The sequence below is a fragment of the Klebsiella sp. 141162 genome, from assembly GCF_050600755.1.
In the GTDB taxonomy this organism is placed as follows: domain Bacteria; phylum Pseudomonadota; class Gammaproteobacteria; order Enterobacterales; family Enterobacteriaceae; genus Klebsiella; species Klebsiella aerogenes.
In genome coordinates this window covers 200,487-223,439 of sequence record NZ_JAQIRI010000002.1, presented here as the reverse complement: position 1 = coordinate 223,439, position 22,953 = coordinate 200,487, and the positions used below count along the sequence as shown (strand labels likewise).

Sequence of the window (22,953 nt, the reverse complement as noted above, 5' to 3'; positions counted from 1 at the left end):
AAGTTACAGAATCGGCGTACAAATGCTAACGATCATTGCCGCGCCGGCAAGACTGGTACCGACGATGCCTGCCGCCATTACCGCGAAGCCTGCGCCCAGCGTAAAGGGCCCGGTTATCGCTCCGATGACAATCGTCGGAATGCTGACCAGTAAACCAACTGCCGCAGGAATGGACAACAGGCCAAAGCCGCCGCTCACATCAGACATTTCGTTATAGGTTAATTCACGCATAAATATTCCTTTAAAAGTGATTAATACCAGCCTTCATCGGCTGGTTCGAAAATTTTAATGATCTGGAAATACGACGGTAAATGACGCTGCTCTCGCGGAAACATAATTCATGAAGAATTAAGATAATATTCAAGTATTAAATGAGTTGACGGGGGGAGCTACGGCGAGATCGTTTCCTGTGAACGTAGATGATAATTATTTATGCCGTCAGTCCAAATCCGGAATGGACGGCGGAAGAGGGAGGAAAAAGCGATCTGCTTGCAGCGATTATGTCGGTTTAATGACGTCAAGCTGGTTGATTCTTTTGTGTGACGGTGGCCTCGTTTGTGGGCCGCTTAGTTTTACTCGTTGCGGTGTGTGTCACTGAATGATAAAACCGATAGCCACAGGAATAACTTATGCCCGCGACGGTTCGCGTGCAGACAATATAGCAACGTGGTGAGGGGAAATGGCTCAGGTCTATAACTTTAGTTCGGGCCCGGCAATGCTGCCGGCAGAAGTTCTCAAACTGGCGCAACAGGAACTGTGCGACTGGCACGGTCTGGGGACGTCGGTAATGGAAATCAGCCACCGTGGTAAGGAGTTTATCCAGGTGGCTGAAACGGCAGAACAGGATTTCCGCGATCTGCTTAATATCCCTTCCAACTATAAAGTGTTGTTCTGTCATGGCGGCGGTCGCGGACAGTTTGCCGGGATCCCGTTAAATCTGCTGGGTGATAAAACGACAGCAGATTATGTGGACGCCGGTTACTGGGCGGCAAGTGCGGTGAAAGAAGCGCAAAAATACTGCACGCCGAACGTTATCGATGCGAAAACTACCGTTGACGGCCTGCGAGCCGTTAAACCGATGAGCGAATGGCAGTTGACGCCGGGCGCGGCCTATTTGCACTTCTGCCCAAATGAAACCATCGATGGTATCGCTATTCACGAAACGCCGAATTTTGACAAAGATGTCGTCGTCACCGCGGATTACTCCTCCAGTATTCTGTCCCATGAAATCGACGTCAGCCGTTATGGCGTGATTTACGCTGGCGCGCAGAAGAATATCGGCCCGGCAGGGTTGACGCTGGTTATCGTGCGTGAAGACCTGCTGGGTAAAGCCAGCGTCGCCTGCCCATCAATTCTTGATTACACCGTGCTGAACGCCAATGACTCAATGTTTAACACGCCTCCGACCTTCGCCTGGTATCTGGCGGGGCTGGTATTCAAATGGCTGAAAGAGCAGGGTGGCGTGGCCGCGATGGATAAAATCAACCGCCAAAAAGCGGACCTGCTGTATGGCGTGATTGATAACAGTGATTTTTATCGTAACGATGTTGCCGCTGCCAACCGCTCGCGGATGAACGTGCCGTTCCAGCTGGCGGATAGCGCGCTGGACAAACTGTTCCTTGAAGAGTCTTTTGCGGCCGGTTTGCATGCGCTGAAAGGCCACCGCGTGGTGGGCGGTATGCGTGCTTCTATCTACAATGCGATGCCGCTGGCCGGCGTCAAGGCGCTCACCGACTTCATGCAGGACTTCGAACGTCGTCGCGGCTAATTGCTGAGCGCTTATTTTCATCCCCGCGGCCGGTCTGCGGGGTTTTTATTCTGTTTTTTTGAGAGTCGAGTTTCATGGAATCCCTGACGTTACAACCCATTGCGCGCGTTGATGGCACAGTAAACCTACCCGGGTCAAAAAGTGTCTCTAACCGCGCTTTGCTGCTGGCGGCATTAGCCCACGGCACCACCGTGCTGACCAACTTGCTGGACAGCGATGATGTTCGCCATATGCTCAATGCGCTTAACGCCCTGGGAGTTCACTACACCTTGTCTGCCGATCGCACTCGTTGTGAAGTCACCGGCAACGGTGGTCCGCTTCAGGCCAGCGGCGCGCTGGAGTTGTTTCTCGGTAATGCTGGTACGGCGATGCGCCCGCTGGCAGCGGCGTTGTGCCTCGGCCACAACGATATTGTGCTGACCGGCGAACCGCGAATGAAAGAGCGACCGATAGGGCACCTGGTCGATGCGTTACGCCAGGGGGGCGCGCAAATTGAGTATCTGGAGCAGGAAAACTATCCGCCCCTGCGCCTGCGCGGTGGTTTCAACGGCGGCCAGGTGGAAGTTGATGGCAGCGTCTCCAGCCAGTTCCTTACCGCTTTACTGATGACTGCGCCGCTGGCGCCGCAGGACACGACGATCGCGATTAAAGGCGAGCTGGTATCTAAACCTTATATCGACATCACGCTGCACCTGATGAAAACCTTTGGCGTTAACGTTGAAAACCACAACTATCAGCGCTTTGTCGTGCGCGGTGGGCAACAATATCAGTCGCCGGGCGATTATCTGGTGGAAGGCGATGCCTCCTCAGCCTCTTATTTCCTCGCTGCCGGCGCTATTAAGGGCGGTACGGTGAAAGTGACCGGTATTGGCCGCAATAGCGTACAGGGCGATATTCGATTCGCCGACGTGCTGGAAAAAATGGGCGCGACGGTTGTCTGGGGCGACGATTTTATCGCCTGTACACGCGGCGAGTTGAATGCCGTTGATATGGATATGAACCATATTCCGGATGCGGCCATGACCATCGCTACCGCGGCGTTGTTTGCGAAAGGTACCACGGTGCTGCGCAATATTTACAACTGGCGGGTGAAAGAAACCGATCGTCTGTTTGCGATGGCAACTGAACTGCGTAAAGTCGGCGCCGAAGTGGAAGAGGGTGAAGACTATATTCGCATCACGCCGCCTGAGACGCTGAAATTTGCTGAAATCGGTACCTACAACGATCACCGCATGGCGATGTGCTTCTCGCTGGTGGCGCTGTCGGCAACGCCGGTCACTATCCTTGACCCGAAATGTACGGCGAAAACGTTCCCGGACTATTTCGAGCAGCTAGCGCGAATTAGTACCCTGGCGTAAATTCTGTCTCGTCCGATAAGGTAAAGCTTTGTCATCTTCCGGGCTGGTATTCCGCCAGCCCGCTATAATTGCGCAATTCTTCTACATTTAATTTCTACTATTCCGTAATTTGCACACAATGCTCACTTTCTGGCGCATTGATGCGTATAATGCGCGGCGTTTATATTCATGCGCCTTGCTAAAGGAGAATAAAGATGACGGCAAATGTTCCGGTAATCACCATTGATGGACCTGGCGGTGCGGGTAAGGGCACGTTGTGCAAGGCAATGGCGGAAGCGCTTGGCTGGCATCTGTTGGATTCCGGCGCTATCTATCGCGTTTTGGCGCTGGCGGCCTTACATCATCATGTTGACGTCGAGTCAGAAGAGGCGCTGGTTCCGCTGGCCGCTCATCTCGATGTACGTTTTATTTCTGCTGACGGCAACCTGGAAGTGGTGCTGGAAGGTGAGGATGTGAGTGCGGAGATCCGCACTCAGGAAGTGGCCAATACCGCCTCGAAAGTCGCTGCCTTCCCGCGCGTTCGCGAAGCGCTGCTGCGCCGTCAACGTGCCTTTCGCGAGCAGCCCGGCCTGATTGCCGACGGCCGCGATATGGGCACCGTTGTTTTCCCTGATGCGCCGGTTAAAATTTTCCTCGATGCGTCGGCGGAAGAACGCGCGCAGCGCCGCCTGCTACAGTTGCAGGAAAAGGGTTTTAGTGTTAACTTTGAACGTCTTTTGTCCGAGATAAAAGAGCGTGACGATCGCGATCGTAATCGTGCCGTGGCGCCGCTTGTCCCGGCCGCTGATGCATTAGTTCTCGATTCAACTGAACTAAGCATTGAGCAAGTAATTGAAAAAGCGCTACAATATGCGCGCGAAAAACTGGCTATCGCTTAACCGTTAAGCGGCAAAGCGTTGCGAGCCTCCGAATTATAGCAGTACCCCCGCAGCAACGGAGTGTTAGCGGGTATGTTAAACAACCCCATCCGGCACGGAGCCAGGTGGACGTTAAATATGAAACCTGAAGATTAAACATGACTGAATCTTTTGCTCAACTATTTGAAGAATCCTTAAAAGAAATCGAAACCCGCCCGGGTTCCATCGTTCGTGGTGTTGTTGTTGCTATCGACAAAGATATCGTACTGGTTGACGCTGGTCTGAAATCTGAGTCCGCCATCCCGGCTGAGCAGTTCAAAAACGCCCAGGGCGAGCTGGAAATCCAGGTTGGTGACGAAGTTGACGTTGCTCTGGATGCAGTAGAAGACGGCTTCGGTGAAACCCTGCTGTCCCGTGAGAAAGCTAAACGTCACGAAGCTTGGATCACGCTGGAAAAAGCTTACGAAGACGCTGAAACTGTAGTCGGTGTTATCAACGGCAAAGTTAAAGGTGGCTTCACTGTTGAGCTGAATGGTATTCGTGCGTTCCTGCCGGGCTCCCTGGTAGACGTTCGTCCGGTGCGCGACACGCTGCACCTGGAAGGCAAAGAGCTTGAATTCAAAGTCATCAAGCTGGACCAGAAACGTAACAACGTCGTTGTTTCTCGTCGTGCCGTTATCGAATCCGAAAACAGCGCAGAGCGCGATCAGCTGCTGGAAAACCTGCAGGAAGGCATGGAAGTCAAAGGTATCGTTAAGAACCTCACTGACTACGGTGCATTCGTTGATCTGGGCGGCGTTGACGGCCTGCTGCACATCACCGATATGGCCTGGAAACGCGTTAAGCATCCGAGCGAAATCGTAAACGTTGGCGACGAAATCACTGTTAAAGTGCTGAAGTTCGACCGCGAGCGTACCCGTGTATCTCTGGGCCTGAAACAGCTGGGCGAAGATCCGTGGGTAGCTATCGCTAAGCGTTATCCGGAAGGTACCAAACTGACCGGTCGCGTGACCAACCTGACCGACTACGGCTGCTTCGTTGAAATCGAAGAAGGCGTTGAAGGCCTGGTTCACGTTTCCGAAATGGATTGGACCAACAAAAACATCCACCCGTCCAAAGTTGTTAACGTTGGCGATGTAGTGGAAGTTATGGTTCTGGATATCGACGAAGAACGTCGTCGTATCTCCCTGGGTCTGAAGCAGTGCAAATCTAACCCATGGCAGCAGTTCGCGGAAACCCACAACAAGGGCGACCGTGTTGAAGGTAAAATCAAGTCTATCACTGACTTCGGTATCTTCATCGGCCTGGACGGCGGCATCGACGGCCTGGTTCACCTGTCTGACATCTCCTGGAACGTTGCAGGCGAAGAAGCAGTTCGTGAATACAAAAAAGGCGACGAAATCGCTGCAGTTGTACTGCAGGTTGACGCAGAACGTGAGCGTATCTCCCTGGGCGTTAAACAGCTGGCGGAAGATCCGTTCAACAACTACGTTGCTCTGAACAAGAAAGGCGCTATCGTAACCGGTAAAGTAACTGCAGTTGACGCTAAAGGCGCAACCGTAGAACTGGCTGACGGCGTTGAAGGTTACCTGCGTGCTTCTGAAGCATCCCGTGACCGCGTTGAAGATGCAACTCTGGTTCTGAGCGTTGGCGACGAAGTTGAAGCTAAATTCACCGGCGTTGATCGTAAAAACCGCGCAATCAGCCTGTCTGTTCGTGCGAAAGACGAAGCTGACGAGAAAGATGCAATCGCAACTGTTAACAAACAGGAAGATGCAAACTTCTCTAACAACGCAATGGCTGAAGCTTTCAAAGCAGCTAAAGGCGAGTAATCTTAGTTATTCAGGCCACAACGGTCTGAATAATGACGAGTTTACTTGACAGATTGCAGGATTCGTCCTGTAATCAAGCACAAAGGGCGGCTACGGCCGCCCTTGTTTAAGCTGTAAGCTAACTTTGCCTTGAAGGAAACCGGAGGAAAAATGACCAAGTCAGAATTGATAGAAAGACTTGCCAGCCAGCAATCTCATATCCCGGCGAAAGCGGTGGAAGATGCTGTTAAAGAAATGCTGGAACATATGGCCTCAACGCTTGCTCAAGGCGAGCGCATTGAAATCCGCGGTTTCGGCAGCTTCTCTCTGCACTATCGAGCACCTCGCACCGGGCGTAACCCGAAGACTGGCGATAAAGTGGAACTGGAAGGTAAATACGTTCCGCACTTTAAGCCTGGGAAAGAACTACGCGACCGCGCCAATATTTACGAAGAGTAAGTTTTTCCGCATCAGGCAAAGACTTACTTAATAAAAAAGCACCTGAGGGTGCTTTTTTTATGCCTATTTTCCGTGTCCGCTCGCAAAACTTTTGTTACCTGATAGCAAGAGGCAATATTTCCCGGACAGCGCGACGCAATGCCATTCTTTTCAACATGATCGCGGCGGCGAATTGTCTGACACTCCCCGATAACAGGGAGGTGTTATGCGATTACCACATCTGGCAGGCTGCGCCATAATCGGAATTTCGCCGCTGCTTTGGCTACCGGCACTACCGAATATGCTAAGCGTTTGGTGTCTTATTGGCGTTGCGATAATCATGGCAACGCTGCGCAAACCTTACACAACGTATGCCGCATTGACGTTGCTATTTCTCGTGTGGGGAATATTACATGCCCGGCAGGCGCTGTGGCCCACTGAGCATATTCCCGGTCGCAACCGGCAGGCCGTTATTGAGCTGGTAGGCGGTGATGGCCTGACGAGCTGGCAAGGTAAGATAATCCGTCTTGATGGGCGGCGTTTATATCCCGCGGTTGGGATCACCCTCTACGGCGGCGAACTGCCTGAAGCAGGCTGCGTTGGGCAGCGCTGGCTGATGACCATCCGCGCTCGTCCGGTGCATGGGCAGTTAAATGAGGGCGGCTTCGATAGCCAGCGCTACGCCCTTGCTCAACATCGTCCGCTTAGCGGACGTTTTCTGAATGCCTCATCGCTTGATTCACGTTGTAGTTCCCGGGCTCGCTATCTGGCCTCGTTGAACCGCGCACTTGCTGATTATCCGTGGAGAACGGTGATGCTGGGGCTGGGAATGGGGGAGCGCCTTGCGGTTGCGGATGAGATAAAAAGGTTAATGCAGGAGACGGGGACGTCTCATTTAATGGCTATCTCCGGCCTGCATATTGCGCTGGGGGCGTCGCTTGGCTGGTTGCTGGTTCGCGGAATACAGTTCTTTCTCCCGTGCCGCTGGATAGGCTGGCGGATACCGCTGCTTGCCGGGTTAGGTTGCGCGCTGTTTTACGCCTGGCTTACCGGCATGCAACCCCCGGCGCTACGTACATGTGCGGCCTTAACCGCAGGATGTCTGTTGCGGCTACAGGCCAGGCGCTGGTCGCCCTGGCAAATATTTTGCTGTTGTATTGCGGCAATACTGCTGGCCGATCCACTGGCGATAATTTCAGAAAGCCTGTGGTTATCGGTCTTTGCGGTTGCTGCGTTGATTTTCTGGTATCAGCTTGCGCCGTTTCGCCCTTACCGCTGTCATTCACCGTGGCGGCACCTGCTGGCGCTGAGCCACCTGCAGTGTGGCCTGATGTTATTATTGGCGCCGCTGCAGATAGCCCTGTTCCATGGTATTAGTCTGACATCACTGATAGCGAACCTGATTGCCGTTCCGCTGGTGACATTTCTAATAGTCCCGCTGATTTTAGCGGCCATGCTACTGCATCTCAGCGGTCCGGCGTTGCTTGAAATGGCGTTATGGCAACTCGCCGATCGGTTGCTGGCAATCTTATTCTGGTTCTTACGCCATTTGCCTGCGGGATGGGTATCGCTTGACGAACGCTGGCTGGCGGTCAGTTTACTGCCGTGGCTGGCGCTTCTGGTATGGCGTTTTCAGGCCTGGCGTCAGATGCCGTTACTCTGTATTAGCGGCGTGGCGCTACTCAGTTGGCCTTTCTGGCGCGCCGCCTCACCGGGCGAGTGGCGGGTGACGATGCTGGATGTCGGACAAGGGCTGGCGGTGGTCATCGAGCGTCAGGGCGCGGCAATTTTGTACGATACCGGCCCAGCCTGGCCGGGAGGCGATAGCGGCGAGCGGCTTATCGTACCCTGGCTACGCTGGCGCGGTCTTCATCCGGAAGGCATAATATTGAGCCACGAACATCTTGATCATCGCGGTGGCCTGAATGCGATTATTCAGGCGTGGCCCAATCTCGTTATTCGTAGTCCGCTTAAAGCGCGCGGGCATCTACCCTGTCGCAGAGGGGAAACCTGGCGCTGGCGAGGGCTCCGATTTCAGGCGCTTTGGCCATTGCCTGCGGGTGAGCATAAAGGGAACAATGGTTCCTGTGTGGTTAGGGTCGATGACGGCAAGCGTAGCGTTTTACTTACCGGCGATATCGAAATCCCGGCCGAACAGCAGATGATAAGCCATTACTGGCAGCATCTTATGTCTACACTTATTCAGGTTCCGCACCACGGTAGCAACACTTCATCCGGCGTGACATTGTTGCAGCGGGTAGGGGGAGAGGCGGCTATCGCCTCGGCAGCGCGATACAATGCATGGAAGATGCCTTCCCAAAAAGTCGCGCAGCGCTATCGTGAGCAGGGATATCGGTGGTTTGATACGCCGCACTCGGGGCAAATAACGATTATTTTTTCTCCAGAAGGTTGGCAAATCCATAGCTTACGAGATCAACTTTTACCGCGTTGGTATCATCAGTGGTTTGGCGGGGACGCGCAGAACGGGTAGAATATGCGGCTATTTCAACATAAGCTGGTTTATTGAATGCAGAACGATAAAGATCTCTCCACGTGGCAGACCTTCCGCCGACTTTGGCCGATGATAGCGCCGTTTAAAGCCGGGCTAATCGTAGCGGCCGTGGCGTTGGTGCTTAACGCGGCAAGTGATACCTTCATGTTATCGCTTCTTAAACCGTTATTGGATGATGGTTTTGGTAAAACGGATCGCTCAGTGCTGTTATGGATGCCGCTGGTGGTGATCGGTTTGATGGTGCTGCGTGGCATCAGTAGCTATATCTCGAGCTACTGTATCTCCTGGGTTTCCGGCAAAGTGGTGATGACCATGCGTCGCCGCCTGTTCGGTCATATGATGGGCATGCCTGTCGCTTTCTTCGACAAACAGTCCACCGGGACATTGCTGTCGCGTATCACCTACGACTCCGAACAGGTCGCTTCATCTTCCTCCAGCGCGTTGATAACCGTAGTGCGTGAAGGGGCCTCAATTATCGGCCTGTTCGCCATGATGTTCTATTACAGCTGGCAATTGTCGCTAATTCTTATCGTGCTTGCGCCTATCGTCTCTGTGGCGATTCGGGTGGTTTCGAAGCGTTTTCGTAATATCAGTAAGAATATGCAGAACACCATGGGGCAGGTGACCACCAGCGCGGAACAGATGCTCAAAGGGCATAAAGAAGTGCTGATGTTCGGCGGTCAGGCGGTTGAAACCAAGCGTTTTGACAAAGTCAGTAATAAGATGCGCCTGCAGGGCATGAAAATGGTCTCCGCGTCCTCCATCTCCGACCCGGTCATTCAACTCATTGCCTCTCTGGCGCTGGCCTTTGTGCTCTACGCGGCGAGCTTCCCAAGCGTCATGGAAACGCTGACCGCCGGTACCATTACCGTGGTCTTTTCTTCGATGATCGCGCTGATGCGCCCGCTGAAATCCCTGACTAACGTCAACGCGCAGTTCCAGCGCGGTATGGCTGCATGTCAGACGCTTTTCTCCATTCTGGATTCCGAGCAGGAGAAAGATGAAGGCACTCGCGTGATTGAGCGCGCCAAAGGTAACCTGGAGTTCCACAACGTCACCTTTAGCTATCCTGGCCGCGAAGTTGCCGCGCTGCGTAACATCAATCTGAGCATCCCGGAAGGGAAAACCGTTGCGCTGGTAGGGCGTTCAGGCTCAGGTAAATCCACCATCGCCAGCCTGATTACCCGGTTCTACGACGTTGACGAGGGGCAGATTCTGCTGGATGGCCACGATTTACGCGAGTACAAACTGAGCTCCCTGCGCGATCAGGTGGCGCTGGTTTCGCAGAACGTGCATCTGTTCAATGATACCGTCGCCAATAACATCGCCTATGCGCGTACCGAAGAGTACACCCGCGAGCAAATTGAAGAAGCGGCGCGTATGGCCTATGCGATGGACTTTATCAACAAGATGGATAATGGACTGGACACGATTATCGGCGAGAATGGCGTGATGCTCTCCGGTGGTCAACGTCAGCGTATCGCTATTGCGCGTGCGCTGCTGCGCAATAGCCCTATTCTGATCCTCGATGAAGCCACCTCGGCGCTGGATACCGAGTCGGAACGTGCAATTCAAGCGGCGCTGGATGAACTGCAGAAAAACCGCACCTCGCTGGTTATCGCCCACCGTCTGTCGACTATCGAACAGGCTGACGAAATCGTGGTGGTAGAAGATGGTCGCATCGTTGAACGCGGCAGCCATCTGGATCTGCTGGAACATAAAGGCGTTTACGCGCAGTTACACAAGATGCAATTCGGTCAATGATAGCGCGCATCTGGTCCGGCGAATCGCCGCTATGGCGGCTATTGCTGCCGCTTTCCTGGCTGTATGGCCTGGTGAGCGCTTGCATCCGCCTCAGCTATAAACTGGGGTGGAAAAAAGCCTGGCGCGCGCCGGTGCCGGTGGTCGTGGTCGGTAATCTGACCGCCGGCGGCAACGGTAAAACGCCGGTGGTGGTTTGGCTGGTGGAACAACTGCAGCAGCGGGGCATACGCGTCGGCGTGGTATCTCGCGGCTACGGCGGCAAAGCCGACCGCTATCCGCTGCTGCTGGATAATGCCACCAGTACAGCGCAGGCGGGCGATGAACCGGTGTTAATTCATCAGCGTACCGGCGCGCCGGTGGCGGTTGCGCCACTGCGTAGCGAGGCGGTAAAAGCCTTATTAGCCGCTCACGATTTACAAATTATCGTCACCGATGATGGTCTTCAGCATTATAAGCTGGCGCGGGATACAGAAATCGTTGTGATTGACGGCGTACGCCGCTTTGGCAATGGTTGGTGGTTGCCGGCCGGGCCGATGCGCGAGCGAGCATCCCGTTTGCAAAGCGTCGATGCCGTTATCGTCAACGGCGGCGTCGCACGTCCGGGGGAAATCCCGATGCAGTTGCGTCCCGGCATGGCGGTGAACCTGCTTACCGGCGAGCGTCGCGATGTTGCGACCCTCGACAACGTAGTGGCGATGGCCGGCATTGGCCATCCGCCGCGCTTTTTCGCGACGCTTGAAAACTGCGGCGTGCATCCGGTGAAAACTGTGGCGCTGGCGGATCATCAGGCACTTAGTCAAAGCGCGGTCGCTGTACTGGCAAGCTCGGAGCAGACGCTGCTAATGACCGAAAAAGACGCGGTTAAATGCCGTGAATTTGCCGCCGCTAACTGGTGGTATCTACCGGTTGACGCCATAATGACCGATGAACGCGCACAGCGGTTGCTCGCGGACTTAGTGACGCTGGCGCAACGTTAACCTGCGTGCTGGTTTTGCTCGCCGCTGTGCTTGAATCCCCTACGGAGAACCTGCATGTCGGTATTGCAATTGTCGCTAAAAGAGGCTCGCCATCTTCATCTCGCGGCGCAAGGGCTACTGAAAAAGCCCCGGCGTCGCGCTCGCCAGACTGACATCCTTTCCACTATTCAGCAGATGTCGCTGCTGCAAATCGATACGATCAACGTGGTCGCCCGTAGCCCTTATCTGGTGCTGTTTAGTCGTCTTGGCAGTTATCCTCAGCACTGGTTGGATGATTCTCTGCGTAGCGGCGAGCTGATGGAGTACTGGGCGCATGAGGCCTGTTTTTTGCCGCGTAACGATTTCGCCCTCGTGCGCCACCGGATGTTGAATCCTGACAAGATGGGTTGGAAATACCATAAAGAGTGGATGCACGAACACGCCGCCAGCATAGAAGAGTTGCTGGCGCATATCGCGCAAAATGGCCCGGTTCGCTCAGCGGATTTCTCCCATCCGCGTAAAGGAGCCAGCGGCTGGTGGGAATGGAAACCGCATAAACGTCATCTTGAAGGGTTGTTCACCGCCGGCAAACTGATGGTCGTTGAGCGGCGTAACTTTCATCGCGTCTATGATTTAACCCATCGGGCGATGCCGCACTGGGATGACGAGCGCGACGCGCTCTCCCGCCAGGAGGCCGAGTCTATTATGCTGCGTAACAGCGCGCGCAGCCTGGGCGTTTTTCGTCCGCAGTGGCTGGCCGATTATTATCGTCTACGCCAGCCTGCATTACCGGCACTGCTGAAGGGCTGGCAGGATGAGGGGCTGGTGGTGCCGGTTATGGTTGAAGAACTGGGGGAAATGTGGCTGCATCGCGATCTGCAAGCGGCGCTGGAATCGGCACCCGGCGGTAAGTTAACCGCCAGCCACAGCGCCGTGCTCTCGCCGTTTGACCCGGTGGTGTGGGACCGTAAACGGGCCGAGCAGTTATTCAACTTCAGCTATCGACTGGAATGTTATACCCCAGCGCCGAAACGGCAATACGGCTACTTTGTGCTACCGTTGCTGCATCAGGGAAAACTGGTTGGCAGGATGGACAGCAAGTTGCACCGAAAGGACGGCATGCTTGAGATCTTTTCGCTGTGGCTGGAAGAGGGCGTGAAAGTGACCGCCGGGCTGGAAAGCGGACTCCAGCGGGCAATTAACGATTTTGCGCGCTGGCAAGGTGCAGAAGAGGTTGTGCTGCGCCAGCTACCCGCGACGCTATTTGCTAACCAGCGGCAAGGTTGGGGCGTTGAAGCCGCGTGATACGCCGGCTACCATCCTGTGATATGCTGCTGATAAATCTATTCGGTCCATCAGGAGGAATCATGGATCACCGTTTACTTGAAATTATCGCCTGCCCGGTTTGTAACGGTAAGCTGTATTACAGTCAGGATAAGCAAGAGCTTATCTGCAAAGCCGACAGTCTGGCCTTCCCGCTGCGCGAAGGGATCCCGGTACTACTTGAAAACGAAGCGCGCTCACTCGCGGTAGAAGAGAGCCAGCCATGAGTTTCGTCGTCATTATCCCTGCCCGATTTGCCTCCACGCGTCTGCCGGGGAAACCTCTGCAGGATATCAACGGTAAACCGATGATCGTCCACGTGCTGGAGCGCGCCCGCGAATCTGGCGCGGATCGCATTATCGTCGCCACCGATCATGAAGATGTCGCGCGTGCGGTTGAAGCCGCGGGCGGCGAGGTTTGCATGACCCGCGCTGACCATCAATCCGGCACCGAGCGTCTGGCGGAAGTCGTTGAAAAATGCGCTTTCAGCGATGACACCATCATCGTCAATATTCAGGGTGATGAACCGATGATCCCGTCGGCGATCGTGCGCCAGGTGGCGGAAAACCTCGCGGCCAGCACCAGCGGGATGGCAACGCTGGCGGTGCCTATCCACGATGCCGAAGAAGCGTTTAACCCGAATGCGGTCAAAGTGGTCATGGATGCCGACGGCTACGCGCTCTATTTCTCACGAGCGACGATTCCGTGGGATCGCGATCGCTTTGCAAAATCGCGTGAGCAAATTGGCGATTCCCTGCTGCGCCATATTGGTATTTACGGCTACCGCGCTGGTTTTATTCGCCGCTACGTCAGCTGGGCGCCAAGCCCGCTCGAACAAATTGAGATGCTCGAACAGCTGCGCGTATTGTGGTATGGCGAAAAAATTCACGTTGCGGTGGCGGAAGTGGTTCCTGGCACTGGCGTGGATACCCCGGAAGATCTGGAACGCGTCCGCGCCGAACTGCGTTAATTCTTGCCGTCCCCTTCGCCTGGAGGGGACATATTTCTGCCGCTAATTAGCCCATTTTTGATCTTATCCGCTGACAAGTCGCCCCCAGACGCTCATTATGAAAACAGTAGTCTTCATGAGGGTATCTATGATGGAACAGTTGCGAGCCGAACTGAGCCACCTGCTTGGCGAGAAGCTAAGCCGCGTGGAATGCGTTAGCGAGAAACCCTCGTCAGCGCTGTGGTCGCTGTATGATGCGCAGGGAAACCCGATGCCGCTGTTGGCGAAAAGCTTCACTACGCCGGGCGTGGCGCGCCAGCTGGCGTGGAAAATCTCAATGCTTGCCCGTAGCGGCACCGTTCGTATGCCGGTGGTGTACGGTGTCATGACACATGAAGAGCATCCAGGGCCTGACGTATTGCTGATTGAACGGTTACGCGGCGTTTCAGTAGAAGCGCCGGCGCGCACGCCCGAGCGGTGGGAGCAACTGCAGGATCAGATTGTCGAAGGATTACTGGCATGGCACCGCCACGACAGCGGCGGCTGTGTGGGAATGGTCGATAGCACTCAGGAAAACGTCTGGCCGCACTGGTATCGCCAGCGGGTAGAAATGCTGTGGAGCACGCTTAACCTCTATCATGACACCGGGCTGACAATGCAGGATAAGCGCATTTTATTCCGCAGTCGTGAAAGCCTGCCGCAATTGTTTAGTGATTTCAACGACAACTGCGTGCTGGTCCATGGCTGCTTAACGCTACGTAGCATGCTCAAAGACGCGCGCACCGATCAGCTGTTGGCGATGGTCGGGCCGGGGATGATGCTGTGGGCGCCGCGCGAGTATGAATTGTTCCGCCTCGCCGACGGCGGGTTAGGGGAGCAGCTGTTATGGCGTTATTTGCAGCGGGCGCCGGTCGCGGAGTCTTTCGTCTGGCGGCGCTGGTTATATCAGTTATGGGATGAAGTCGAAAACCTGGTGAATACCGGGCGCTTCGATCGCGCCCGTTTCTCATTTGCCGCGAAATCAATCCTGCCCTGGATCGCCTGACGCTCCCTTCAGCCACTGCCAGCCCCGCCCCAGAGTCTCGTAAATCGCGCGTTCGCTGTGCATCAGCCAATACGGTGACGGCAGCGCGCGCTCCCAGAGGTTAAGCGCCGACTCTACCGCCAGCTGGTTGGCTGGCGCCGGTAACGGATTTAGCCCTGCATGGCGGAAAAATATCATCGCTCGCGGCAGGTGCGAGGCGGAGGTCACCAGCAGGAATGGCGCGCCGCCGATGGCTTTTTTGACTTCAGCCGCTTCCTGTTCGGTATCTTTTGGTCGGTCAAGGACGATAATGGCGCTGCGCGGCACGCCGAGGCTTTCGGCGACGCGCGCTCCCGCCTCGGCGGTGCTGACCGGGTTACTCCTGGCCGCCGCGCCGGTAAAAATCATTTTCGCGCCAGGGTTTTCCCGCCACAGGCGGATCCCCTCTGCCAGCCGCGGCAGACTGTTGTTGATCAGATTGGAGCTAGGCGCCCACTGCGGGTTCCAGGTATAGCCGCCACCCAGCACCACGACATACTCAACGGATTTGCCGCCGCGCCAGGTCGGGTAGCTTTTTTCTATCGGTTTTAATAACCCATCAGCCACCGGCTGCAGGCTTAATAGCGCCAGCAACAGCCAGCTTAAGGTGACCACCGTCTTGCCGGTTTTTTGAAAACGGCTGCGCCACAGCAGGGCGATGCCGACCGCCATCAGCAATAACAGCAGAGGAAGCGGCAACAGCATACCGCCAAAAACCTTTTTCAGCGTAAAAAGCATCCCGGATGGTTCCTTTTTTAACCATATAAGCAAAGTTCTGCGTGGATCTTATAACAGATCGCTTCATTATCGCCGTGGGTATGACAAAATAGCGGTTTTGTGTTGGCTTGTGGAGTCGTCCGTGCAGGATCGCAATTTTGATGACATCGCTGAAAAGTTTTCGCGCAATATTTATGGCACCACCAAGGGCCAACTGCGTCAGGCGATCCTTTGGCAGGATCTGGAACCGCTGCTTAAGCAGATGGGGCCAGGGCCGTTGCGGGTGCTTGATGCCGGCGGCGGCGAAGGGCAAACGGCGATCCGCGTCGCGGAATTAGGCCATCACGTCACGCTATGCGATCTTTCCGCCGAAATGGTGGCTCGCGCTCAGCAGGCCGCCCGCGATAAAGGTGTGATCGACAACATGCATTTTGTACAATGCGCGGCGCAGGATATTGCTCAGCATTTGGAAAGCCCCGTCGATCTGATACTGTTTCATGCGGTGCTTGAGTGGGTCGCGGAACCGCAGGAAATGTTGCGCACGCTGTGGTCGGTGTTGCGCCCGGGCGGCGCGCTGTCGTTAATGTTCTACAATGCTAACGGCCTGCTGATGCACAATATGGTCGCCGGAAACTTCGACTACGTACAAATCGGCATGCCGAAAAAGAAAAAACGCACGCTGTCGCCGGATTATCCGCGCGATCCGCAGCAGGTTTACGGCTGGCTGGAAGATCTCGGTTGGCAGATAACCGGTAAAACCGGCGTGCGGGTGTTTCATGATTATCTGCGTGAGAAACGTAAACAGCATGACAGTTTTGCGGTGCTGCTGGAGCTGGAAACGCGCTACTGTCGTCAGGAGCCGTATATCAGCCTGGGCCGCTATATTCATGTCACTGCGCTTAAGAAAGATCCAGGCGCACAGCCGCAGATGCAAGGATAAACTATGAGTGAATTTTCCCAGACAGTCCCCGAACTGGTTGCCTGGGCCAGGAAAAATGATTTTTCCATCTCGCTGCCGGTCGACAGACTCTCTTTTCTGCTGGCTGTCGCCACGCTGAACGGCGAGCGGCTGGAAGGGGAAATGACCGAGGGAGAACTGGTGGACGCGTTCCGCCACGTTAGTGATGCGTTTGAGCAGACCAGCGAAACCATCAGCCAGCGCGCCAATAACGCCATCAACGATATGGTGCGCCAGCGTCTGCTGAACCGCTTTACCAGCGAAATAACGGAAGGGAATGCTATCTATCGCCTGACGCCGTTAGGTATCGGCATTACCGATTACTACATTCGCCAGCGTGAATTTTCCACCCTGCGTTTGTCGATGCAGCTGTCGATTGTGGCCGGCGAACTGAAGCGGGCTGCAGATTCCGCGGATGAGGGTGGCGATGAATTCCACTGGCATCGCAACGTTTTTGCGCCGCTGAAATATTCGGTGGCGGAAATCTTCGATAGTATCGATCTGACTCAACGCATCATGGATGAGCAGCAGCAGCAGGTGAAAGACGATATCGCCCAACTGCTGAACAAAGACTGGCGCGCGGCGATTTCTAGCTGCGAACTGCTGCTGTCCGAAACCTCCGGCACCCTGCGCGAATTGCAGGATACCCTGGATGCGGCGGGCGATAAGCTGCAGGCCAACCTGTTGCGTATCCAGGACGCTACCATCGCGCGCGACGATCTGCATTTTGTCGACCGTCTGGTGTTCGACCTGCAAAGCAAGCTCGACCGTATCGTCAGCTGGGGCCAACAGGCTATCGACCTGTGGATCGGTTACGATCGTCACGTACATAAATTTATCCGTACCGCCATCGATATGGATAAAAACCGCGTTTTCGCCCAGCGTTTGCGTCAGTCGGTGCAGACCTACTTCGATGCTCCGTGGGCGCTGACCTACGCCAGCGCCGATCGCTTGCTGGATATGCGCGATGAAGAGATGGCGCTGCGCGATGAAGAAGTCACCGGCGAGCTGCCGGCAGACCTCGAATTCGAAGAGTTCAACGAAATTCGCGAGCAGCTGGCCGCGCTGATTGAAGCGCAGCTGGCGGTCTACAAAGAGAAAGGTATGCCGCTGGATCTCGGCCTGGTGGCGCGAGAGTTCCTGGCGCAATATCCGCGTGCGCGCCATTTTGACGTCGCGCGAATCGTCGTTGACCAGGCGGTACAGCTGGGCGTCGCCCAGGCAGATTTCACCGGACTGCCGGCAAAATGGCAGCCGATTAATGATTACGGAGCCAAGGTACAGGCGCATGTCATTGACAAATATTGAACAAGTGATGCCAGCTAAGCTGGCGCAGGCGTTGGCCAATCCGTTATTTCCGGCGCTGGATAGCGCCCTGCGCGCAGGTCGTCACATTGGCCTGGATGAGCTGGATAATCACGCATTTTTGATGGATTTTCAGGATTACCTGGAAGAGTTTTATGCGCGCTACAACGTTGAGCTGATCCGCGCGCCGGAGGGGTTCTTCTACCTGCGCCCGCGCTCTACGACGTTGATTCCGCGCTCGGTATTATCAGAGCTGGATATGATGGTCGGCAAAATTCTTTGCTACCTCTACCTCAGCCCCGAACGTCTGGCTAATGAAGGCATCTTCACCCAGCAGGAGCTCTACGATGAACTCCTGACGCTGGCGGATGAAAGTAAATTACTGAAGCTGGTGAACAACCGTTCCACCGGTTCCGACCTCGACCGCCAGAAGCTGCAGGAAAAAATGCGCGCGTCCCTCAACCGCCTGCGTCGCCTCGGCATGGTGTGGTTTATGGGCCACGACAGCAGTAAATTCCGCATCACCGAATCGGTGTTCCGCTTTGGCGCTGACGTGCGCGTCGGCGACGATCCGCGCGAAGCGCAGCTGCGCATGATCCGCGACGGCGAAGCAATGGCGCTGGAGAATCACCTGCAGCTCAATGACGAGAATGAAGAGAATCAGCCGGATAGCGGGGAGGAAGAATAATGATTGAACGCGGTAAGTTTCGCTCGCTGACGCTGGTTAACTGGAACGGTTTTTTTGCCCGGACCTTCGATCTTGATGAGCTGGTAACGACGCTCTCCGGGGGTAACGGCGCCGGTAAATCGACAACCATGGCGGCTTTCGTCACGGCGCTGATCCCCGATTTAACCCTGCTGCACTTCCGTAACACCACTGAAGCGGGCGCCACCAGCGGTTCGCGCGATAAAGGCCTGCACGGTAAACTGCGTGCCGGCGTCTGTTACTCGGTGCTCGACGTGATCAACTCGCGCCACCAGCGCGTGGTTGTCGGTGTACGTCTGCAGCAGGTTGCCGGGCGCGATCGTAAAGTCGATATTAAGCCATTTGCCATCCAGGGATTGCCAACCTCGATCCAGCCGACCCAACTGTTGACCGAAACGCTCAACGAGCGCCAGGCGCGTGTCGTGAGCCTCAACGAGCTGAAAGACAAGCTCGACGCGATGGAAGGGGTGCAGTTCAAACAGTTCAACTCGATCACCGAATATCACTCGCTGATGTTTGATTTGGGCGTGGTGGCCCGTCGTCTGCGTTCAGCATCCGATCGTAGCAAATACTACCGCCTGATTGAGGCCTCGCTGTACGGCGGGATTTCCAGCACCATTACCCGCTCGCTGCGCGATTACCTGCTGCCGGAAAACAGCGGCGTGCGTAAGGCGTTCCAGGATATGGAAGCGGCGCTGCGTGAAAACCGTATGACCCTGGAAGCGATTCGCGTAACTCAGTCCGATCGCGATCTGTTTAAGCACCTTATCAGCGAAGCCACCAACTACGTGGCGGCGGACTACATGCGCCACGCCAACGAGCGGCGAATCCATCTGGATAAAGCGCTGGAGTACCGTCGCGAGCTCTTTACCTCGCGTTCGCAGCTGGCGGCAGAGCAGTACAAACATGTCGATATGGCGCGCGAGCTGCAGGAACACAACGGCGCAGAAGGCGATCTGGAAGCCGACTACCAGGCCGCCAGCGATCACCTGAACCTGGTACAAACGGCGCTGCGTCAGCAGGAAAAAATCGAGCGCTACGAAGCGGATCTCGACGAACTGCAGATTCGTCTGGAAGAGCAAAATGAAGTGGTGGCGGAAGCCGCAGACCAGCAGGAAGAGAACGAAGCCCGCGCCGAGGCCGCCGAACTGGAAGTGGATGAGCTGAAAAGCCAGCTCGCCGATTACCAGCAGGCGCTCGACGTGCAGCAGACTCGCGCCATTCAGTACAATCAGGCGCTACAGGCGCTGGAGCGCGCGCGCGCGCTGTGTCACCTGCCGGATTTAACCGCCGACAGCGCCGACGAATGGCTGGAAACTTTCCAGGCGAAAGAGCTGGAAGCGACGGAAAAAATGCTGTCGCTGGAACAAAAAATGAGCGTGGCGCAAACCGCGCACAGCCAGTTTGAACAAGCGTATCAGCTGGTTGCGGCGATCAACGGCCCGCTGGCGCGTAATGAAGCCTGGGATGTGGCGCGTGAATTACTACGCGATGGCGTCAACCAGCGTCATCTGGCGGAGCAGGCTCATGGGTTGCGTAGCCGTCTCAATGAGCTGGAGCAGCGCCTGCGTGAACAACAGGACGCCGAGCGCCAGCTGGCCGAGTTCTGTAAGCGCCAGGGCAAACGCTACGATATCGACGATTTGGAAACGCTGCATCAGGAGCTGGAAGCGCGCATCGCGTCATTGGCCGATAGCGTTTCTAACGCTCAGGAACAGCGCATGGCTCTGCGTCAGGAGCTGGAACAGCTGCAGTCGCGTACCCAGACGTTGATGCGCCGGGCGCCGATTTGGCTGGCGGCGCAAAACAGCCTCAACCAGCTGTGCGAGCAGAGCGGCGAGCAGTTTGAATCAAGCCAGGACGTCACCGAGTACCTGCAGCAGCTGCTGGAGCGCGAGCGCGAAGCAATCGTTGAGCGCGATGAAGTCGGCGCCCGCAAGCGCGCCATCGACGAAGAAATCGAGCGTCTCAGCCAGCCGGGCGGTTCTGAAGACCCGCGTCTGAACGCGCTGGCGGAGCGCTTTGGCGGCGTGCTGTTGTCGGAAATCTACGACGACGTTAGCCTCGAAGATGCCCCGTACTTCTCCGCGCTGTATGGCCCATCGCGCCATGCGATCGTGGTTCCGGATCTGTCGCAGGTGGCGGAGCAGCTCGAAGGGCTGGAAGATTGCCCGGAAGACCTGTATCTGATCGAAGGCGATCCGCAGTCCTTCGATGACAGCGTTTTCAGCGTCGATGAGCTGGAAAAAGCGGTGGTCGTGAAAATTGCCGACCGCCAGTGGCGCTATTCGCGCTTCCCGACGCTGCCGCTGTTTGGCCGCGCCGCGCGTGAAAACCGCATCGAAACGCTGCACGCCGAGCGTGAAAGCCTCTCCGAGCGTTTTGCTACGCTGTCGTTTGACGTGCAGAAAACGCAGCGCCTGCATCAGGCCTTCAGCCGCTTCATCGGTAGCCATCTGGCGGTTGCCTTTGATGACGATCCGGAAGAAGAGATCCGCAAACTCAATAGCCGCCGCGGCGAACTGGAGCGCGCGCTGAATGCGCATGAAAGCGATAACCAGCAGAACCGCGTCCAGTATGAGCAGGCGAAAGAGGGCGTGTCGGCGCTTAACCGCCTGCTGCCGCGCCTGAATCTGCTGGCCGATGAGACGCTGGCCGATCGCGTAGATGAAATCCAGGAGCGTCTGGATGAAGCGCAGGAAGCGGCGCGCTTTATCCAGCAGCATGGCAATCAGCTGGCGAAACTGGAACCGATTGTCTCGGTACTGCAGAGCGATCCGGAACAGTTCGAACAGCTGAAAGAAGACTACGCCTATTCGCAGCAAATCCAGCGCGATGCGCGCCAGCAGGCTTTCGCGCTGGCGGAAGTCGTGCAGCGCCGCGCCCACTTCAGCTACTCTGACTCGGCGGAGATGCTCAGCGGCAACAGCGATCTTAACGAGAAGCTGCGCCAGCGCCTGCAACAAGCTGAATCCGAGCGTAGCCGCGCTCGCGAAGCGATGCGTAGCCACGTTGCGCAGTTGAACCAGTACAACCAGGTGCTGGCGTCGCTGAAAAGTTCGTATGACACCAAGAAAGAGCTGCTCAACGATCTGTATAAAGAGCTGCAGGATATCGGCGTGCGTGCCGATGCCGGCGCGGAAGAGCGCGCGCGCGCGCGTCGTGATGAGCTGCATATGCAGCTGAGCAACAACCGCTCCCGCCGTAATCAGCTGGAGAAAGCGTTGACCTTCTGCGAAGCGGAGATGGACAACCTGACCCGCAAACTGCGCAAGCTGGAGCGCGATTACTGCGAAATGCGCGAGCAGGTGGTGAGCGCTAAAGCGGGCTGGTGCGCGGTGATGCGTCTGGTGAAAGACAACGGCGTGGAACGTCGTCTGCACCGCCGCGAGCTGGCCTATCTCTCCGCCGACGAACTGCGTTCGATGTCGGATAAGGCGCTGGGCGCGCTGCGTCTGGCGGTCGCTGATAACGAGCACCTGCGCGACGTCCTGCGTATTTCGGAAGATCCGAAACGTCCGGAGCGCAAAATTCAGTTCTTCGTTGCCGTTTATCAGCATCTGCGCGAGCGTATCCGCCAGGATATTATTCGCACCGATGATCCGGTAGAAGCGATCGAGCAGATGGAAATCGAGCTCAGTCGTCTGACCGAAGAGCTGACCAACCGCGAGCAGAAGCTGGCGATCAGCTCACGCAGCGTGGCGAATATCATTCGCAAGACCATTCAGCGTGAGCAGAACCGTATTCGCATGCTCAACCAGGGGCTGCAGAGCGTATCGTTTGGTCAGGTCAACAGCGTGCGTCTGAACGTCAACGTGCGCGAAACCCACTCGACGCTGCTTGATGTCCTCTCCGAACAGCATGAGCAGCATCAGGATCTGTTTAACAGTAATCGCCTGACCTTCTCGGAAGCGCTGGCGAAACTGTATCAGCGCCTGAATCCGCAGATTGATATGGGGCAACGTACGCCGCAAACCATCGGCGAGGAGCTGCTCGACTACCGCAACTATCTGGAGATGGAAGTGGAAGTTAACCGTGGTTCCGACGGCTGGCTGCGCGCGGAGTCCGGCGCGCTGTCGACCGGTGAAGCGATCGGTACCGGGATGTCGATTCTGGTGATGGTGGTGCAGAGCTGGGAAGATGAATCCCGTCGTCTGCGTGGTAAGGATATCTCGCCTTGCCGTCTGCTGTTCCTCGATGAAGCAGCGCGTCTTGATGCTCGCTCTATCGCCACGCTGTTCGAACTGTGCGAACGTCTGGAGATGCAGTTGATTATCGCGGCGCCTGAAAATATCAGCCCGGAAAAAGGCACAACTTATAAACTGGTGCGTAAAGTGTTTAATAATCACGAACACGTACACGTTGTCGGCCTGCGCGGTTTTGCCGCGCCGGTGCCGGAAGCGCTGCCTGGAACCGCTGACGCCTCCTGAAAGGGTGTCGATTAATAGGAAAAAGGGTGACAATTTGT

Annotated in this window: 17 protein-coding genes and 1 pseudogene; 16 read left to right on the top strand and 2 right to left on the bottom strand. The window is 55.9% G+C overall.

Translation table 11 applies throughout. The annotated features are described in order from the left end of the window. Positions 1-3: 3 nt before the first annotated feature. Positions 4-231: a hypothetical protein gene (locus tag PGR23_RS08630; RefSeq protein ID WP_045395746.1), complete on the bottom strand. Its 228-nt coding sequence runs from the start codon at positions 229-231 to the stop codon at positions 4-6. A gap of 448 nt (positions 232-679) precedes the next feature. Between PGR23_RS08630 and serC the strand changes: the two genes are divergently transcribed. The 12 genes from serC to PGR23_RS08570 all read left to right on the top strand — a co-directional run bounded on the left by serC (position 680) and on the right by PGR23_RS08570 (position 14,781). After that, on the top strand, positions 680-1,768 hold the full coding sequence (gene serC / locus PGR23_RS08625; RefSeq protein ID WP_045395743.1) for a 3-phosphoserine/phosphohydroxythreonine transaminase: 1,089 nt from the start codon (positions 680-682) through the stop codon (positions 1,766-1,768). A 74-nt stretch (positions 1,769-1,842) separates the two neighbouring features. Beyond that, positions 1,843-3,126 carry a 3-phosphoshikimate 1-carboxyvinyltransferase gene (gene aroA / locus PGR23_RS08620; protein ID WP_047045592.1) on the top strand — a complete coding sequence of 428 codons (1,284 nt, stop codon included), beginning with the start codon at positions 1,843-1,845 and terminating at the stop codon, positions 3,124-3,126. Positions 3,127-3,320: 194 nt separating this feature from the next. Next, complete coding sequence (gene cmk, locus PGR23_RS08615) at positions 3,321-4,004, top strand: (d)CMP kinase (protein ID WP_045395738.1); 684 nt, start codon at positions 3,321-3,323, stop codon at positions 4,002-4,004. A gap of 137 nt (positions 4,005-4,141) precedes the next feature. After that, a complete protein-coding gene (gene rpsA / locus PGR23_RS08610) occupies positions 4,142-5,815 on the top strand; it encodes a 30S ribosomal protein S1 (RefSeq protein ID WP_015367470.1) in 1,674 nt (557 codons plus the stop codon). A gap of 150 nt (positions 5,816-5,965) precedes the next feature. Beyond that, on the top strand, positions 5,966-6,253 hold the full coding sequence (gene ihfB, locus PGR23_RS08605) for an integration host factor subunit beta (protein ID WP_004100704.1): 288 nt from the start codon (positions 5,966-5,968) through the stop codon (positions 6,251-6,253). 205 nt (positions 6,254-6,458) lie between these two features. Beyond that, positions 6,459-8,723, top strand: coding sequence for a ComEC family protein (locus tag PGR23_RS08600; protein ID WP_396279798.1), 2,265 nt, complete (start codon positions 6,459-6,461; stop codon positions 8,721-8,723). A 36-nt stretch (positions 8,724-8,759) separates the two neighbouring features. Further along, a complete protein-coding gene (msbA, locus tag PGR23_RS08595; protein WP_032707692.1) occupies positions 8,760-10,508 on the top strand; it encodes a lipid A ABC transporter ATP-binding protein/permease MsbA in 1,749 nt (582 codons plus the stop codon). After that, a complete protein-coding gene (gene lpxK / locus PGR23_RS08590) occupies positions 10,505-11,485 on the top strand; it encodes a tetraacyldisaccharide 4'-kinase (RefSeq protein WP_047045600.1) in 981 nt (326 codons plus the stop codon). Before msbA ends, lpxK begins: the two co-directional genes overlap by 4 nt. A gap of 54 nt (positions 11,486-11,539) precedes the next feature. Next, a complete protein-coding gene (locus tag PGR23_RS08585; protein ID WP_047077865.1) occupies positions 11,540-12,769 on the top strand; it encodes a winged helix-turn-helix domain-containing protein in 1,230 nt (409 codons plus the stop codon). A gap of 62 nt (positions 12,770-12,831) precedes the next feature. Beyond that, entirely contained in the window at positions 12,832-13,014 is a 183-nt protein-coding gene (ycaR, locus tag PGR23_RS08580; protein ID WP_042892909.1) for a protein YcaR, read from the top strand. Next, positions 13,011-13,757, top strand: coding sequence for a 3-deoxy-manno-octulosonate cytidylyltransferase (gene kdsB, locus PGR23_RS08575; protein ID WP_045395726.1), 747 nt, complete (start codon positions 13,011-13,013; stop codon positions 13,755-13,757). The genes ycaR and kdsB overlap by 4 nt, the downstream gene beginning before the upstream one ends. Before the next feature lie 130 nt (positions 13,758-13,887). After that, complete coding sequence (locus tag PGR23_RS08570; RefSeq protein WP_396280110.1) at positions 13,888-14,781, top strand: YcbJ family phosphotransferase; 894 nt, start codon at positions 13,888-13,890, stop codon at positions 14,779-14,781. On the opposite strand, the gene elyC is transcribed toward PGR23_RS08570, so the two are convergent. Further along, positions 14,758-15,537 carry an envelope biogenesis factor ElyC gene (elyC, locus tag PGR23_RS08565; RefSeq protein WP_396279797.1) on the bottom strand — a complete coding sequence of 260 codons (780 nt, stop codon included), beginning with the start codon at positions 15,535-15,537 and terminating at the stop codon, positions 14,758-14,760. The two genes, PGR23_RS08570 and elyC, sit on opposite strands and share 24 nt — an antisense overlap. 121 nt (positions 15,538-15,658) lie before the next feature. On the opposite strand from elyC, the pseudogene cmoM reads away from it, so the two are divergent. The 4 genes and pseudogenes from cmoM (at position 15,659) to mukB (ending at position 22,915) form a co-directional block, all read left to right on the top strand. Beyond that, positions 15,659-16,463, top strand: a pseudogene (gene cmoM / locus PGR23_RS08560) (tRNA uridine 5-oxyacetic acid(34) methyltransferase CmoM). Further along, positions 16,460-17,782: a chromosome partition protein MukF gene (mukF, locus tag PGR23_RS08555; protein ID WP_015367460.1), complete on the top strand. Its 1,323-nt coding sequence runs from the start codon at positions 16,460-16,462 to the stop codon at positions 17,780-17,782. The pseudogene cmoM and the gene mukF overlap by 4 nt, the downstream one beginning before the upstream one ends. Further along, positions 17,763-18,467: a chromosome partition protein MukE gene (gene mukE / locus PGR23_RS08550; protein ID WP_015367459.1), complete on the top strand. Its 705-nt coding sequence runs from the start codon at positions 17,763-17,765 to the stop codon at positions 18,465-18,467. The genes mukF and mukE overlap by 20 nt, the downstream gene beginning before the upstream one ends. Further along, positions 18,467-22,915, top strand: coding sequence for a chromosome partition protein MukB (gene mukB / locus PGR23_RS08545; protein ID WP_047045610.1), 4,449 nt, complete (start codon positions 18,467-18,469; stop codon positions 22,913-22,915). The genes mukE and mukB overlap by 1 nt, the downstream gene beginning before the upstream one ends. Positions 22,916-22,953: the final 38 nt, after the last annotated feature.

Bases quoted from the DNA above. Each gene is read 5' to 3' on its own strand.
- msbA (WP_032707692.1), top strand. From the start codon at position 8,760: ATGCAGAACGATAAAGATCTCTCCACGTGGCAGACCTTCCGCCGACTT.
- kdsB (WP_045395726.1), top strand. From the start codon at position 13,011: ATGAGTTTCGTCGTCATTATCCCTGCCCGATTTGCCTCCACGCGTCTG.
- mukF (WP_015367460.1), top strand. From the start codon at position 16,460: ATGAGTGAATTTTCCCAGACAGTCCCCGAACTGGTTGCCTGGGCCAGG.
- ycaR (WP_042892909.1), top strand. From the start codon at position 12,832: ATGGATCACCGTTTACTTGAAATTATCGCCTGCCCGGTTTGTAACGGT.
- PGR23_RS08570 (WP_396280110.1), top strand. From the start codon at position 13,888: ATGGAACAGTTGCGAGCCGAACTGAGCCACCTGCTTGGCGAGAAGCTA.
- elyC (WP_396279797.1), bottom strand. From the start codon at position 15,537: ATGCTTTTTACGCTGAAAAAGGTTTTTGGCGGTATGCTGTTGCCGCTT.
- PGR23_RS08600 (WP_396279798.1), top strand. From the start codon at position 6,459: ATGCGATTACCACATCTGGCAGGCTGCGCCATAATCGGAATTTCGCCG.
- rpsA (WP_015367470.1), top strand. From the start codon at position 4,142: ATGACTGAATCTTTTGCTCAACTATTTGAAGAATCCTTAAAAGAAATC.
- lpxK (WP_047045600.1), top strand. From the start codon at position 10,505: ATGATAGCGCGCATCTGGTCCGGCGAATCGCCGCTATGGCGGCTATTG.
- PGR23_RS08585 (WP_047077865.1), top strand. From the start codon at position 11,540: ATGTCGGTATTGCAATTGTCGCTAAAAGAGGCTCGCCATCTTCATCTC.
- mukE (WP_015367459.1), top strand. From the start codon at position 17,763: ATGTCATTGACAAATATTGAACAAGTGATGCCAGCTAAGCTGGCGCAG.
- mukB (WP_047045610.1), top strand. From the start codon at position 18,467: ATGATTGAACGCGGTAAGTTTCGCTCGCTGACGCTGGTTAACTGGAAC.
- serC (WP_045395743.1), top strand. From the start codon at position 680: ATGGCTCAGGTCTATAACTTTAGTTCGGGCCCGGCAATGCTGCCGGCA.
- PGR23_RS08630 (WP_045395746.1), bottom strand. From the start codon at position 231: ATGCGTGAATTAACCTATAACGAAATGTCTGATGTGAGCGGCGGCTTT.
- ihfB (WP_004100704.1), top strand. From the start codon at position 5,966: ATGACCAAGTCAGAATTGATAGAAAGACTTGCCAGCCAGCAATCTCAT.
- cmk (WP_045395738.1), top strand. From the start codon at position 3,321: ATGACGGCAAATGTTCCGGTAATCACCATTGATGGACCTGGCGGTGCG.
- aroA (WP_047045592.1), top strand. From the start codon at position 1,843: ATGGAATCCCTGACGTTACAACCCATTGCGCGCGTTGATGGCACAGTA.